The organism is Streptomyces odontomachi (assembly GCF_024435355.1).
Lineage (GTDB): Bacteria > Actinomycetota > Actinomycetes > Streptomycetales > Streptomycetaceae > Streptomyces > Streptomyces odontomachi.
In genome coordinates this window covers 280,966-295,440 of the sequence record NZ_JAMJWG010000002.1, presented here as the reverse complement: position 1 = coordinate 295,440, position 14,475 = coordinate 280,966, and the positions used below count along the sequence as shown (strand labels likewise).

The 14,475-nt window shown below is 72.9% G+C and carries 12 protein-coding genes and 1 pseudogene; 7 read left to right on the top strand and 6 right to left on the bottom strand.

Translation table 11 applies throughout. The features are described 5' to 3' along the window. Positions 1-130 precede the first annotated feature (130 nt). The 3 genes from lnt (at position 131) to NQO67_RS05920 (ending at position 3,380) form a co-directional block, all read left to right on the top strand. Positions 131-1,825: an apolipoprotein N-acyltransferase gene (lnt, locus tag NQO67_RS05930; RefSeq protein WP_255947524.1), complete on the top strand. Its 1,695-nt coding sequence runs from the start codon at positions 131-133 to the stop codon at positions 1,823-1,825. 65 nt (positions 1,826-1,890) lie between these two features. Next, on the top strand, positions 1,891-2,388 hold the full coding sequence (locus NQO67_RS05925) for an NUDIX hydrolase (protein WP_255947520.1): 498 nt from the start codon (positions 1,891-1,893) through the stop codon (positions 2,386-2,388). Positions 2,389-2,672: 284 nt separating this feature from the next. Further along, on the top strand, positions 2,673-3,380 hold the full coding sequence (locus NQO67_RS05920; RefSeq protein WP_255947518.1) for a helix-turn-helix domain-containing protein: 708 nt from the start codon (positions 2,673-2,675) through the stop codon (positions 3,378-3,380). A gap of 131 nt (positions 3,381-3,511) precedes the next feature. Here NQO67_RS05920 and NQO67_RS05915 read toward each other — a convergent pair. From NQO67_RS05915 to NQO67_RS05905, 3 genes and pseudogenes are all read right to left on the bottom strand, one after another. Then, positions 3,512-4,195, bottom strand: a pseudogene (locus tag NQO67_RS05915) (response regulator); the annotation flags it as partial. A gap of 175 nt (positions 4,196-4,370) precedes the next feature. Beyond that, positions 4,371-4,811, bottom strand: a complete 441-nt coding sequence (locus NQO67_RS05910) for a pyridoxamine 5'-phosphate oxidase family protein (RefSeq protein ID WP_255947516.1) — start codon at positions 4,809-4,811, stop codon at positions 4,371-4,373. A gap of 209 nt (positions 4,812-5,020) precedes the next feature. Next, positions 5,021-6,091 carry an alcohol dehydrogenase catalytic domain-containing protein gene (locus NQO67_RS05905; RefSeq protein WP_255947515.1) on the bottom strand — a complete coding sequence of 357 codons (1,071 nt, stop codon included), beginning with the start codon at positions 6,089-6,091 and terminating at the stop codon, positions 5,021-5,023. Between the two features lie 215 nt (positions 6,092-6,306). On the opposite strand from NQO67_RS05905, the gene NQO67_RS05900 reads away from it, so the two are divergent. Beyond that, positions 6,307-6,945 (top strand): Rv1733c family protein, encoded by a 639-nt coding sequence (locus tag NQO67_RS05900; RefSeq protein ID WP_255947509.1) that lies wholly within the window; start codon positions 6,307-6,309, stop codon positions 6,943-6,945. A gap of 95 nt (positions 6,946-7,040) precedes the next feature. Here NQO67_RS05900 and NQO67_RS05895 read toward each other — a convergent pair whose 3' ends face one another. Further along, the gene (locus NQO67_RS05895) at positions 7,041-7,502 is read right to left on the bottom strand and encodes a Crp/Fnr family transcriptional regulator (RefSeq protein ID WP_255947507.1); all 462 of its coding nucleotides are present in this window, start codon (positions 7,500-7,502) and stop codon (positions 7,041-7,043) included. A 350-nt stretch (positions 7,503-7,852) separates the two neighbouring features. Between NQO67_RS05895 and NQO67_RS05890 the strand changes: the two genes are divergently transcribed. The 3 genes from NQO67_RS05890 to NQO67_RS05880 all read left to right on the top strand — a co-directional run bounded on the left by NQO67_RS05890 (position 7,853) and on the right by NQO67_RS05880 (position 12,166). Beyond that, positions 7,853-8,914, top strand: coding sequence for a universal stress protein (locus NQO67_RS05890; RefSeq protein WP_255947497.1), 1,062 nt, complete (start codon positions 7,853-7,855; stop codon positions 8,912-8,914). 76 nt (positions 8,915-8,990) lie between these two features. Next, a complete protein-coding gene (locus NQO67_RS05885; protein WP_255947495.1) occupies positions 8,991-9,734 on the top strand; it encodes an HAD family hydrolase in 744 nt (247 codons plus the stop codon). After that, the gene (locus NQO67_RS05880; RefSeq protein WP_255947493.1) at positions 9,731-12,166 is read left to right on the top strand and encodes a glycoside hydrolase family 65 protein; all 2,436 of its coding nucleotides are present in this window, start codon (positions 9,731-9,733) and stop codon (positions 12,164-12,166) included. The genes NQO67_RS05885 and NQO67_RS05880 overlap by 4 nt, the downstream gene beginning before the upstream one ends. Positions 12,167-12,217: 51 nt before the next feature. Here NQO67_RS05880 and NQO67_RS05875 read toward each other — a convergent pair whose 3' ends face one another. Both NQO67_RS05875 and NQO67_RS05870 read right to left on the bottom strand, forming a co-directional pair. Next, a complete protein-coding gene (locus NQO67_RS05875) occupies positions 12,218-13,195 on the bottom strand; it encodes a glycoside hydrolase family 64 protein (protein ID WP_255947492.1) in 978 nt (325 codons plus the stop codon). Between the two features lie 241 nt (positions 13,196-13,436). Then, positions 13,437-14,342, bottom strand: coding sequence for a ScbA/BarX family gamma-butyrolactone biosynthesis protein (locus NQO67_RS05870; RefSeq protein ID WP_255947490.1), 906 nt, complete (start codon positions 14,340-14,342; stop codon positions 13,437-13,439). Positions 14,343-14,475 lie beyond the last annotated feature (133 nt).

Genomic DNA, 14,475 nt, shown 5'->3' with positions numbered 1-14,475 from the left:
GGATGGGCTGATACCTCGGGGGCGGATCCGGGCGGCCGAGCGCCGATCGAAGGGCCGATCCGAGGGTGCCCGGTCGTACGGCGCCTCACCACCGCACGGATCGGTGGCGGGCGCACCGTACACTCCCCAGGTGACCGCCACAGCAGCCTCCCTGGACCGCACGGAGCAGCCCCCCGCGCCCGCCGCGCCGCCTTCACGGCGTGCCCGCCTGGTCAGGGGCCTGGCCCCGGCAGTCGTCGCCGCGGGCTCCGGAGTGCTGCTGTACGTCAGTTTTCCGCCACGCACCCTGTGGTGGCTGGCGCTGCCGGCCTTCGCCGTCTTCGGTTGGATCCTGCACGGGCGTGGCTGGAAGGCCGGGGCCGGCCTCGGCTACCTCTTCGGCCTGGGATTCCTGCTGCCGCTGCTGGTGTGGACGGGCGTCGAGGTCGGTCCAGGGCCCTGGCTCACGCTGGTCGCCGCCGAGGCGTGCTTCCCGGCGCTGGTGGGTGCGGGTGTCGCGGTCACCTCCCGGCTGCCCGCCTGGCCGCTGTGGGCGGCGGCGTTGTGGATCGCGGGGGAGGCGGCACGTGCGCGCGCGCCGTTCGGCGGCTTCCCCTGGGGCAAGGTCGCCTTCGGGCAGGCGGACGGCGTGTTCCTGCCGCTGGCCGCGCTCGGTGGCACCCCGGTGCTCGGGTTCGCGGTGGTGCTGTGCGGGTTCGGGCTCTGCGAGATCGTCCGGCAGGCCGTCGCCGTCCGCCGGCGGCGGGTGCTGCGCCGCCCCGCGGCGGTGGTCGCGCTGCTCGCCGTCGCCGTGCCGCTGGCCGCTGCCGGCGCGGCCCGGCCGCTCGTCAGCGACGCGCCCGAGGACGGCACCGCGACGGTCGCGGTGATCCAGGGCAACGTGCCCCGGGCCGGCCTCGGCTTCAACGCCCAGCGCCGTGCCGTGCTCGACTACCACCTGCGCGAGACGCTGCGCCTGGCCGCCGAGGTCAAGGCCGGCCGGGTGGCGCGGCCCGACCTGGTGCTCTGGCCGGAGAACTCCTCCGACATCGACCCGTTCACCAACCCGGACGCCCGGACCGAGATCGACGAGGCGGTCAAGGCGATCGGCGCCCCGCTGTCGGTGGGCGCGGTGGTCCAGAAGCCGGACGGCCGGCTCTACAACGAGCAGGTCCTCTGGGACCCGCGCAAGGGCCCGACCAGCACCTACGACAAGCGGCAGATCCAGCCGTTCGGCGAGTACATCCCGCTGCGCAACGTCATCGGAGCCTTCGGCGAGGGCTACGTCAGCATGGTGCCGCAGGACTTCTCGCGCGGTACCGAACCCGGTGTCTTCACCATGGCGGGCGCCCGGGTCGGGCTCGTCACCTGCTACGAGGCCGCCTTCGACTGGACGGTGCGCAGCACGGTCCAGGCCGGTGCGCAGCTGATCTCCGTGCCGAGCAACAACGCCACGTTCGACCGCAGCGAGATGACCTACCAGCAGCTCGCGATGAGCCGGATCCGGGCGGTCGAGCACAGCCGCACCGTCACCGTCCCGGTGACCAGTGGCGTGAGCGCGGTGATCGAGCCGGATGGCCGGATCGTCAGCAGGACCGGGATGTTCACCCCCGCCTCGCTCGTCGAGAAGGTGCCGCTGCGTTCCTCCCAGACCCCCGCCACCCGCCTGGGCATCTGGCCGGAGATCGCCCTGCTGCTGGTCGCCGCGGGCGGACTCGGCTGGGCGGCGACGGGTGCACTGCGCACCCGGCGCGCCACCGGAGCGGCCGAGGACGCCGAGCGGGAACCGCGGACGGCCACGGGGGATGCGGAAGACGCGCCCGCGAGCGCGGGCGGCGGACAGTAGCTGCCGCAACGGCGCGCGGCCCCGTTGGGCCTGGGGGAACGCGGAGCGACCATTAGGGTCGGTCCATGGCAACTCCTGACTTCATCCGCGCCGTCCGCGCCACCGCGGGCCACCAGCTGCTGTGGCTGCCCGGCGTCACCGCCATCGTCTTCGACGACGCCGGTCGGGTGCTGCTCGGCCGCCGCAGCGACAACCGCAAGTGGTCGGTGATCGGTGGCATCCCGGACCCCGGGGAGCAGCCGGCGGCGTGCGCGGTGCGCGAGGTGTACGAGGAGACCGGGGTGCACTGCGTCCCCGAGCGCCTGGTCCTGGTCCAGGCGCTGGAACCCGTCACGTACGACAACGGCGACGTGTGCCAGTTCATGGACATCACGATCCGCTGCCGCGCCGTGGGAGGCGAGGCCCGTGTCAACGACGACGAGTCGGTCGAGGTCGGCTGGTTCCCGTTGGACGCCATGCCCCAGCTCCACGAGACGGGCCTGACCAGGATCAAGCAGGCCCTGGCCGACGCACCCACGTGGTTCGACCCGACCCTGCCCGAGCGCGTCGACGAGATGACCTAGCCCCGATGCCCCAGCGGTGTCGGGCGGGCTGAGCAGCGCCGCCGAACCGTTCTCGGCGCGCCGCCTCGGCTTCCGTGGCGCGCGCCCTGTGACATCCTGTGCTTTTTCGGGCACACGCTGTGCGTGCGGTGCCGGCTCGCCTCCATGGAAGAGATCCGGGGCAACCGGGGAACAAACCGGATAAGAGGGGGTAAATAGAAGAGAGGGTGCGAGCATGGGCTTGGGGGTGGCGCACGGGGGGTGCAATGCCCACCGCGACGTCGTCAGTGAAGGACGGGAGTGCCATGCCGGAAGAACGGTCGACGGAAACCGTCGCCGCCGGGACCGGACACATACGGGGCGACATGGGGCGACGTGTCGCCACGCGCCGTGAGCAGCTCGGTCTCAGTCGTGAGGACGTCGCCGCGCGGTCCGGCTCGGCGCCCGGATACCTGCAATACGTGGAGGAGCACGCGGCCTCCCCCGGCATGGGCTTCCTGTTGCGCCTTGCGGATGCGCTGGAGACCACCGTCGACGAGCTGACCGGCAGCAACGTCGACCTGCCACCGGGTCTCGGCCAGGCCGCCCGCCGCGCCCGCCTGGTGGACCTCAGCCCCGAGGAGTGCCGGAGCCTGCTGGGCACCCACGGAGTCGGACGGGTCGCCGTGACCACCGCGAGCGGGCCCGCGATCCTGCCGGTCAACTATGTCGTGGTCGACGGTGACCTGGCCTTCCGGACCTCCCCTGAAGCGCAGCCGGCCCAGGCGGCCGGCCATGACGTCGCCTTCGAGATCGACCACATCGACGATGCGCTCAGCCAGGGCTGGAGCGTGCTGGCCGTCGGTCCGGCGCGGGCCGTCACCGACGCCGCGGCCATCCGCAGGCTCCAGGACGAGGCCTACACGACCCCCTGGGCGGGTGACGAGAGGAACCTCTGGGTGGCGGTCACGCCGGTGCGGCTCACCGGCCGCCGAATCCTCGTTGACGACATGCCGGCATCCGGCGGGGAGTGAGGGGGCGGGGCGCGTCAGACCCGCCCGTCGTCGTCCCTGCCGCCGTGTGTGGCGTCACGATCGAGGTCGGGGTCGACCCCGTGGTCGTGTCCGTGGTCGTGTCCGTGGTCCCGATGCGCGGGCGGGTGCGCGTCGTGGGTCAGCCGGTCCCGTTCCTGGGTGGCGAGGACGGCGGCCTGGATGCGGCGCTCCACGCCGAGCTTCGCCAGAAGGCGTGATATGTGGTTCTTCACGGTCTTCTCGGCCAGGTAGAGCCGTCGCCCGATCTGCCGGTTGGTGAGGCCCTCGCCGATCAGGACCAGGATCTCCCGCTCGCGTTCGGTCAGCCCGGGCAGCGCGTCCGGCTCCGCCTCGTGCGCCTGCTCGCCCCGCAGCCGCGCCATCAGCCGCCCGGTCGCGCTGGGGTCCAGCAGCGACTGCCCGGCGGCCACCGTGCGCACCGCGGCGACCAGGTCCGAGCCGCGGATCTGCTTGAGTACGAACCCGGAAGCGCCGGCCATGATCGAGTCGAACAGGGCCTCTTCGTCGTCGAACGACGTCAGCATCAGGCAGGCGAGCTCCGGCATCCGGGAGCGCAGCTCACGGCAGACGCCGACACCGTCGCCGTCCGGCAGGCGCACGTCGAGCACCGCCACCTGCGGACGCAGCGCGGGCACCCGCACCAGGGCCTGGGAGGCGGTGGCCGCCTCGCCGACCACGGTGATGTCCGGCTCACCGGTCAGCAGGTCGTGCACGCCACGCCGTACCACCTCGTGGTCGTCCAGTACGAAGACGGTGATCGGGCGGCCGGGGCGGGGCCGTTCGCCTTCCGCCATGGGGTGCTCCTGTCGCGCTCGTCTGCGATCGGACGCACCCCTTCGTTCCGGCTCCTCTCCGGGCATGCCGACGGCACGGGGTGCACCGCCTGCCGCGTACCCGTGACCCGACGCATCTCACCCGAGATGCCCGTTTTCGTGAGATGTCTTCCGGCGTGGACGCCCTTCCAGCGGCTCAGGACGGTACGCCCGCCTCCTGCCCGGACATCAGTTCCTGGCCGGTGACCAGCTCCGCCTCGATGCGTACGAAGACGTCGTCCGCGTCACCCGGGGGGCCGGTCCACGACAGGGGGCCGGTGCGGGCCAGCCGGGCGTGTTCGGCGGGGCTCGTCACCACCGCGGCCCGGCCGGTGACCACGACGCTCCAGCCGCGCCGGGCGCCTGCGTCCATCTCGTCGACCTCGAAGGCCACCACGACTCCGTCGAGCGCACGCACCAGGTCCGAGCGGGGCGAGGTGCGCAGCACCACCGCCGAGTCGGGGTCGAGGCAGAAGGGCACCGGCAGGACGGCGGGCAGGGCGTGCCGGGTGTGTACGACCCGGCCGACGACCGCCTTGGTCAGCAGTCGCAGGGATTCCTGCCGGCCCAGTTCACGAAAGCCGTCGCTGGCGTACATCGAAGAACTCATCCTTAGGGCACCGGTGCGGCGCGCGGGTGCGGCGTCCACGCCGTCCACGCTCCGCCCGGCGGGCGCACCCGCCAAGGGCCCATCGGACCCGTCGTCCGCGGGGAACGGCCCTGGGGGTCCCGGTCCGCACCGACCGGCACCGCACCGACCGGCACCGCACCGACCGGCACCGTGCCGGGCGGCACCGCACCGGGCGGTCAGGGCGCCGGCACCAGGGCGTCGTGGTGCTCGCCGCCGAGTACCACCTTCAGCGCCCCGGTGATCGCCGGCCGCGCGAAGACGTCGTAGGCCTCCTCCATGGCGTCCAGCGGGAAGGTGTGGGTGACCAGCGACGACGCCGCGGGCAGCCGGCCAGCGGCCAGCATCCGCAGCAGTGTGGGAGTGGAGTGGGTGTCGACGAGGCCGGTGCTGACCGTCACGTTCCTGCTCCAGAGGTCCTCCAGGTGCAGCATGGCGGGCGCGCCGTGCACGCCGACGTTGGCCACGTGCCCGCCGGGCCGCACCATCCGCAGGCACATCTCGAAGGTCTCCGGCAGCCCCACCGCCTCGATCACCACATCCGCGCCGAGACCGTCGGTGAGGTCGGCCACCAGCTGTTCGGGACCCTCGTCCGCGGCGACCACGGCGTCGGCGCCGAGCCGCTTGGCCGCGTCGAGCCGGGCCGGCGCACGATCGACGGCGATGATCCGTTCGGGTGAGTACAGCTGGGCGGTGGCCACGGCGGCGAGCCCCACCGGCCCCGCCCCCACGACGACGACCGTGTCCGACGGCCGCACCCGGCCGTTCTCCACGCCGACCTCGTAGGCGGTGGGGAAGATGTCGGCCAGCAGGACGGCCTGCTCGCTGTCCACGGCGCCGGGCACCGGGTGCAGCGACAGGTCGGCGAACGGCACCCGTACGTACTCGGCCTGGGTGCCGTCGATCAGATGGCCCAGCATCCATCCGCCGCCCCCACGGCACTGCCCGTACAGGCCGGTGCGACAGTAGCGGCAGCGGCCGCACGAGGAGATGCAGGAGACCAGGACCCGATCGCCGGGCCGGAACGCACGGACCTCCGCGCCGACCTCGACCACCTCGCCGACCGCCTCGTGTCCGAGCACCGTGCCGGGCTGCACCTCCGGCACATCGCCCTTGAGGATGTGCAGGTCGGTCCCGCAGATCGTCACGGCATCGATCCGTACGACCGCGTCAGAAGCGTCCTGGACGTCGGGGTCCGCAACGTCCTCCCAGGCGCATGCGCCGGGGCCCTGGAAGACGAGAGCTTTCATGAGGATGCCTCTTTCGAAAGGGTGCCGAAGCGGTGGGTGACGCGTGGGCCATGCCTCACGGCTTCAGGGTGCGCCGCGTGGCCGGGTTCCGCATGGGCCGGCCGGCCCTGGACGAGAGCCCGCCGGGCCCCACCGACGCACCTGGTCGGCCCCTGCCCGTACCCCGCGCCCGGATGGCATGTTCAGAAGGTGGACGTAAGGAGGTGTTCGTCCTCATGCGCACGGGCAGGCCCCCAGGCCCCGGTCCACCACCGGGACCGAACCACGGCGGTCGGCGACCGGAGCAGCCGGCGCACCCGGGGTTGTGGCGTTGGCGCCGCAACCCGTTGCGGCGGCGCGAGGACATCATCGAGGCCTGGGTCATCCTGATCGTCTGGATCGTGGTCGCCGTCGGCGGTGTGTTCGCCGGCGCCCTCGCGGCCGGGGCCACCGAGGACACCCTGTCCCGGCAGCGCACCGAGCGGCACCATGCGACGGCCGTGCTCACCGAGGACGCGCCGTGGAACGCGGCCCTGGCCGGCCAGGACGGGCAGCGGGTGCGGGCCACCGTCGAGTGGACGGGACCGGACGGCGACCGCCACACGGGCCGCACCTTCGTCGAGCCCGGCCACCACGCGGGCTACCAGGTCAAGGTCTGGACGGACCAGCACGGGCGGCTGACCGCCGCGCCGCCCAGCCAAGCGCAGGTGACGCTCCAGTCGGTCCTGCTGGGCGGCTCGGCCACGGTGGTCTTCTCCGGCCTGACCTACGTCACCGGCCGCGGCGTCCGGCTCGGCATCGACCGGCATCGCGCGGCGCGCTGGGACAAGGAGTGGGAGGCCGTGGAACCCCGCTGGGGGCACCGGATGGGTTGACGTCGCCCCCCCCGCACGCCGAACCGACCCCCGCAAGGCAAGCGGCGAGGCAAAGCCGCGCAAGCGCCCCCTCCGGCACTCACGCCCCGTTCACGTCACGCCCACGTCCCGCTGCCGTACGGGGCGTAGAGGTCCAGCAGCCGGTTACGGGCCGCCTGCAACCGGTGCGCGAGCACCCGCCCGACCCAGTGCGAGACGGCCGCGTCCAGCGCGGGATCGGAACGGCACAGGTCACGGACGGCCGCCGCGTCGAACTCGTGCGCCCGTACCGGCGACATGGCTTCGGCGCCCAGCTGCCACAGGAACGGCTCGAACAGCCAGGACCAGCCGATCAGCTCGTTGTGCCCGATCGTCTCGACGACCGCGGAGCGGCGCCCCGGCACCGGGATGTCCAGCGAGACGGTGCCGGTGCGCACCACCCAGAAACGGTCCGCGTGCTGGCCCTCCTCGAAGATCCGCACCCCTTCGGCGAACGACACGTCACGCGCCAGCTGCATGAGACGTGCGCGATGCTCCATGCCCAGGGCGTGGATGGTGATGGTTGTCGCGACGGTCATGGCGCGCCCTGCCTTCCTTGCACCCGGCCGGCCGGTCGGCCGCCGCCGGGCACGACCCGGAAGCATCGGCTGCCGCGTCGCGCCCGGCACCTCCACCCTCCCGGGTCGCACGCCCCCGGCAGGTGTGCTCTGCCGGGGCGCGGCTACTCCGGCCCGAGCCGTCCCCTCGTGTCCGGCCGGCCCCGGCACGAGTGGGGTTCGCTACGAGCCTGCCCCCGCCGTCCTGCCCGGTCGCTGGGCCGAACGTCCCGGGACCGGGGCGGATGGGCCCTGCTGGCGGTGACCAGCGGGGATGCGACGATGGATGGCGGATGACGGACCCTCCGCAGGCCCGGAGAGGAGTGCCGATCATGGAATTGCCGCTGGTCGTGGGCGTCGACGGATCGGAGTTCGGCCTCCGGGCCGTCGACTGGGCCACGGAGGAGGCGGCCCGCTACGGACTCCCGTTGCGCCTGGTGCACGCCTCCCTGTGGCAGCGTTACGAGCAGCCGGGCAACACCCCCTCATCAGGCAACATCCCCACATCACCCGCACGGTCTCCGGCCGAGTCCGAGGCTTGGCAGGCGAGCGGAGGGGACACCGGGGGACGGCAGATCGGGGAGGCGGCCGTACCCGAGACCTGGGAGACGGGCGCCGCCGGCGCGGAGTTCGGCCAGCCGGAGGTGTCCGGCGCCCCGGGGCGGCCCCAAGCCGCCACCCGCCCCGAGGCGTGCCCCCGCGCGCAGGACATCGTGGAATGCGCCGCGGAGCGGGCCGCCCTACGCAACCCGGACGTCAAGGTCCTCACCGAGGTGGTCTGCGAGGAGACCGAGGACGCCCTGCTCAGGGAGGCACGCAACGCCACCGCGCTGGTCGTCGGTGAGCGCGGCTGCGGCGCCGTGCCCGGCCTGCTGCTCGGCAGCGTCGCGCTGGCCATGGCGGTGCGCGCGCCCTGCCCGGTGATCGTGGTGCGCGGTAGCGCCCGCAACCGTGGCGACGTCCACCGGCGGGTGCTGCTCGCGGCCGGTGAGGCCGCCAGCGGTGCGGGCGCCGTGCTGTTCGCCTTCCGGGAGGCCACCATGCGCCACAGCGAACTGCTCGCGCTGCGCGCCTGGCGGTGCCCGGCCTCCCAGACGGCCGGCCGGTTGCGCTGGCCGGAGGACCGCGTCAGGCGCCACGAGCAACGCGCCGCCCAGCTGCTCGACGACGTCCTGCGCCCCGCGGAACGCGCCTTCCCGCAGACCGACGTGGTGCGCGCCGTCGTCGAGGGCCCCGCCCACGAGGTGCTGCTGGCCCGCTCGCAGCGGGCGGACCTGCTGGTGACCGGCGCACGGCGGCACCGCCGGCACCTCGGCGCGCAGATCGGCCGGGTGGCGCACACGATGCTGCACTACGCCGACTGCCCGGTGGCGGTGGTGCCGCATCGCGGATGAGGGGTACCCGCCTCGGGTCGCGCGCCCGGACACCGCGGGCCCGGCACCGTGACTGCGGGAGGGAGGAGAGCGACGCATGACGGCGATCCGCGCACCCCTCACCGGCGTCCCCGCCGTCGTCTTCGACACCGACGGGGTGATCCTCGACTCGGCGCGCGTGCACGCCGCCGCCTGGAAGCGGGCCTTCGACGCCTTCCTCGACGCCCATCCGCCCGGCGACCCGCGCCAGCGCAGGCCCTTCGACGAGCAGGACGACTACCTGCGGTACGTGGACGGCAGGTCCCGGCTCGACGGCGCCGAGGCCTTCCTCGTGTCGCGGGGCCTTCGGCTGTCCCCGGCGACCGTGCAGGCCGTCGCGGCGGACAAGGACGAGATCTTCGTGGCCCGGCTGCACGAGGGCGGCATCGTCGCCTATCCGGGCACGGTGCGGCTGCTGCACGCGCTGCGTGCCGACGAGGTCGCGCTCGCCGCCGTCTCCGCGTCCCGGCACGCCCGCGAGCTGCTGGTCGGCGCCGCGGTCGAGCCGCTGTTCGACGTGCTGGTGGACGGCGCCGAAGCGGCCCGGCTCGGGCTGCCCGGCAAGCCTGACCCGGCCCTGTTCCTGACCGCCGCCGACCGGCTCGGTCACCCACCGCGGAGCACCGCCGTCGTCGAGGACGCCCTCGCGGGGGTGGCCGCGGGGCGCAGCGGCGGCTTCGCACCCGTCATCGGGGTGAACCGCACGGCCACCCCGGACGCCGGTGAGCGGCTGCGGGAACACGGCGCCGACACGGTGGTGGACGACCTCGCCGAGCTGCTCACCGAAGGAGCCCCCGCGTGACGGCCTGGACCTGGGAGTACGAGGGCTACGAACCCGCGGACGAGCGGCTGCGGGAGTCGCTGTGCACCCTCGGCAACGGCCACTTCGCCACCCGCGGCGCCGCCCCCGAGTGCGTCGCCGACGACGTGCACTACCCCGGCACGTACGCGGCCGGCGGGTACAACCGGCTGACGTCGACGGTCGACGGACACCAGGTCGAGAACGAGGACATGGTGAACCTGCCCAACTGGCTCCCGCTGCGGCTGCGCATCGTCGACAGCCACGAGGGACCCGACACCAGCGGCCCGCGCCGCCGCGCCCCCGCGCCCTGGCTCACCCCGGACACCCCCGCACTGCGCGACCACAGCCAGCGGCTCCGTCTCGACCTCGGTGTCCTGGAGCGCCGGGTGCGCTACGAGGACGAGCGCGGCCGGCGGCTGACGGTACGGCAGACCCGGCTGGTGCACATGGCCGACCCGTACCTCGCGGCGCTGCGCACCGAGGTGGAGCCGGAGAACTTCGCCGGCCGCATCGAGATCGAGTCGGCCCTGGACGGCACCGTCACCAACGCCGGCGTGCCGCGCTACCGCGATCTGAACGGCAGCCACCTGACCACGGTCCGCGCGGGCACCAGCACCCCGGAACGGATCTGGCTGAGCTGCCGCACCACCACGTCCGCACTGCGCATCGGGATGGCGGCACGCACCACGGTCCGCGGGGGAACGGCCGCCGAACCGGACACGCCGCACGAGGCGGCCCGTGCGGTGCAGGTGTGGTGGCTGGACATCGAGGAGGGCCGCACGGTCACCGTCGACAAGGTGGTGGCGCTGCACACCTCGAACGACCCGGCGATCAGCGACCCGCTGGACGCGGCCGTGGACCGCGCCGCCCGCGCTCCCGACCTCGACGAGCTGCTGCACACCCAGCACACGGCCTGGGAGCAACTGTGGCGCCGCGCCGAGCTGAACGTGTCGGGCGAGGCGGGCCGCATCCTGCGACTGCACCAGTTCCACCTGCTCCAGACGCTCTCCCCGCACACCGCCGACCTCGACGTGGGGGTACCGGCCCGCGGGCTGCACGGCGAGGCGTACCGCGGGCACATCTTCTGGGACGAGCTGTTCGTCCTGCCGTATCTGAACCTGCACTTCCCCGAGGTCTCCAGAGCGCTGCTCGGCTACCGCCACCGGCGCCTGGAGCGGGCCCGCAACACGGCCCGGGACACCGGCCTGACGGGTGCCATGTATCCGTGGCAGAGCGGCAGCGACGGCCGCGAGGAGACGCAGGAGCTGCACCTCAATCCGCGCTCCGGACGCTGGCTGCCGGACCATTCGCGCCGTCAGCGGCACGTCGGCTCGGCGATCGCCTACAACGTCTGGCAGTACGGCGAGGCCAGCGGCGACGTCGGGTTCCTGCACACCAAGGGCGCCGAGATGCTGGTGCACATCGCACGGTTCTGGGCCGGCTCGGCCGGTTACGACAAGGGCCTTGGCCGGTACCGGATCCGTGGCGTCGTCGGTCCCGACGAGTACCACGACGGGTACCCCGGCGCTGCGGAACCCGGCCTGGACGACAACGCGTACACGAACGTCATGGCCTCCTGGGTGCTCGCCCGCACCCTGGACCTGCTCGGCGCGCTCTCGGAGCCCAAACGGCGCGAACTCGCCGAGCGCACCGGGTTCGACGACACCGAACTGGCGCACTGGGACGAGCTCTCGCGCACCCTGAACGTGCCCTTCCACGCCGGCGTCATCAGCCAGTTCGAGGGATACGGCGAGCTGAAGGAACTCGACTGGGACGGCTACGCCAAGGCGTACGGGAACATCCGCCGGCTGGACCGGATCCTGGAGGCCGAAGGGGACACGGTCAACCGCTACCAGGCGTGCAAACAGGCCGATGTGCTGATGCTCGGCTACCTCTTCTCGCCGGCCGAGCTGGCGGGCGTCTTCGACCGGCTCGGCTACCGCCTCGACGACGCCCTGTGGCAGCGCACCGTCGACTACTACCTGCGGCGCACCAGCCACGGCTCCACGCTCAGCGGCCTGGTGCACGCCTGGGTGCTGGCCCGGGTACGGCGCGCCGAGGCGTGGACGTTCTTCCAGGAGGCCGTCGAGGGCGACATCGCCGACCTCCAGGGCGGCACCACCGGCGAAGGCATCCACCTGGGCGCCATGGCGGGCACCCTGGACCTGGTGCAGCGTGGCCTCACCGGACTGGCCACCCGCCGCGGCGCGCTCTGCCTCGACCCGGTACCGATGCCCGAGCTGGCCGAGTACAGCTTCTCGGTGTACTACCAGGGCCACGGCGGGGTGCGGGTGAGCGTGCGGCCCGGGTGGCTGAACCTGGCCGTACCGGACTCGGACCCGTCGACGCAGCTGCCCATCGACATCGAACTGCCCGACCGCTCCCTGGTCGTCGAGCCGGGGGAGTCCGTCGAGCTGATGGTCCCCGGCTGACGGCGGCGGGCGACGCGGGCGGGCGACCGGGGTGCGCCCGCCCGCCGGGTGTCACCAGCCGACGGCGACCTCCAGCCACTGCGGGTCACCGTGCGAGACGAACGAGGACTGGCCCGCGTAGTCGTCGTACGGGAAGCCGTAGGCCAGGTTGTTGATGGAGTGGTCGTGCCAGAACTTGGCGTAGTAGTTGGCCGGGGCGCTCTTGTAGTAGTTCGCCGGCGTCGACCACTGGTCCTCCGGCAGCTCGGCCACGTGCCGGTTGGCGGCGGCGCAGTGGCCCGGGTCGGCGGCCAGCGGCCCCGAGCAGCCGAAGATCTCCTGCGTCGTGGCGTTGATGCCGTGCTGGCTCGCGTAGCTGCTCATGTAGTTCTCGTACTGGCCGCCCGGGCGGAAGTCCGGCACGCTGCCGGGCGCCAGGATGCGGTAGGGCTTCTCGACCTCGGTGAGCGACTTGAACTCGGTGGGCATCGCATCGGCGAACTTCTGCCAGGTGGCGTCCCGGGACTCCTGGAACGTCTCGTAGTCCTCGCCCACCTGCACGTCGTAGCCGTCGTGCGCGTGCAGCCGCATCGCGAGCTTGAGCGCGAAGGCGTCCACCCGGGTGGTGTTGCCGTTGAAGACGTCGGGGCCGACGGTGAACTCGATGAAGTCCGCGTACTTGCTGTCCGGCGAGCCGAGGTGGAAGTACATCCGTCCGGCCGAGTTGGCGGGCATGTCGATGTAGGGCTGCTCGGCGATCGAGTGGGTCTCGTTGTTGAACGTCCAGTACACCTGGTCGTCCGGGTACTGGCCGTTGGTCTTGTTGAGCACCTTGACCGTGAGGACGTTCTGCGCGGCCGGAATGCTGCCCGTGTCGCCCCACCAGGAGTCCGGCGGGGCCTCACCGGCGGCGAGGGCCGGGGCGGCCGTCCCGGCGCCGTACGCCGCGTTGTTCACGACGGCGCCCGAGGCGGCGAGCAACAGGGCGATGGCGCCGACCAGATAGGTGGATCGGCGGCGGCGGAGCGGAGGGGTTGCGGTGGGGGACATCGTTCCTCCCTGGCTGTGGGGGGCGTGAAAAAGGGCGCGGCAGAGCCAGGCTGCGCGGCCGCCGACGGGCGGCGGTGCCTGGTCCCACCTGCGTGAATCGTGGGGGGCAGCCCCAACCGGAACCCGGCCGGCGGGGCGAGAGAGCGCTCTCAAAGACTCTGCGGATTGCGTGTCCTTGTCAAGACGCGAGGCCTGACCGACGGCTCGGCGCGGGGCTCGAGCCGTGGTCCGGCAAGCGGACTCAGCCGGTGGCCCGGCCGCCTTCCAACGGTTCGGTGGCCACCAGGACGGACGCGACCACCTGGTCGTCCTGGATCGTGTCGGCCCTGAGGCGGGGACGGCCCAGCAGATCATCGGCGGCGGGCGCGATGGCGATCCAGCACGGCTGGTCCAGCTCCACGTAGCGGCTGAACACGGCATCGAAGGAGACCGGCAGCACCCGCCGGGGCAGCGCCTCGGCCTGCGCGGCCTGGGCGGCGGCCTCCAACATCACCATGCCGGGCACATGATCGTGCGGATGGTCGAAGAGGACCTGGTTCGTGGTGTCGACGCGCAGCCGCCAACTGCCGGGCTGCACGGTGGGGGAGAGCACCACGTCCCGCACCCGGACCCGCCCGACGTGGCGCGGCCGGGCGGCCGGAGCCGGCGGCAGGGCCCGTTCGAAGGCCGCCTTCGCATCGGCGTAACGGCCGCGCAGCCGGCGGTAGATGGCCGGCGGATGCGTGATGTAACCGATCTCGGCGCAGCCCACATACGTCTCGCCGCAGGTCGCGTCGATCCGTGCGGCGACCCGGACGGAGCCGAGCCGGCGGCGCTGCACGGCGGTGTGGACGATCCGCATGTCCACGGTGGTCGGGACGGGACCGCTGGTGAACACCGGCGTGACCACGCTGGAACGGACGTACTCCCACCCGAGCCGGTGGTCCAGCGGTATCCGGTGCACCGTGTGGGACAGGACGGCGAGGGCCTGACGGATGCTCTCCGTGAACAGCAGCGGGCTGATCGCCTTCCCGTGCAGCGTGTAGAAGGCGTGCGCGCGCGGCCACCGCACCGTCACCACATGGGACCGTGGCGTGTCCGATCGCCATCCGCGGACGAGGATTTCGGCAGCGTCGATCTTGCGTACATACTCGGGAAGTGCGGGCACAGCGGCTTCATAGTCTGTCGGGGGAACATCGGCGGCACCGGTGACCAATCGGCTCCCTCCCCGAACCTCACGCAACGAGCGGTGATCCTCGAGCCGGCGCTCCGGGCCGGCAGGGTCACGCGGTGACAACGGC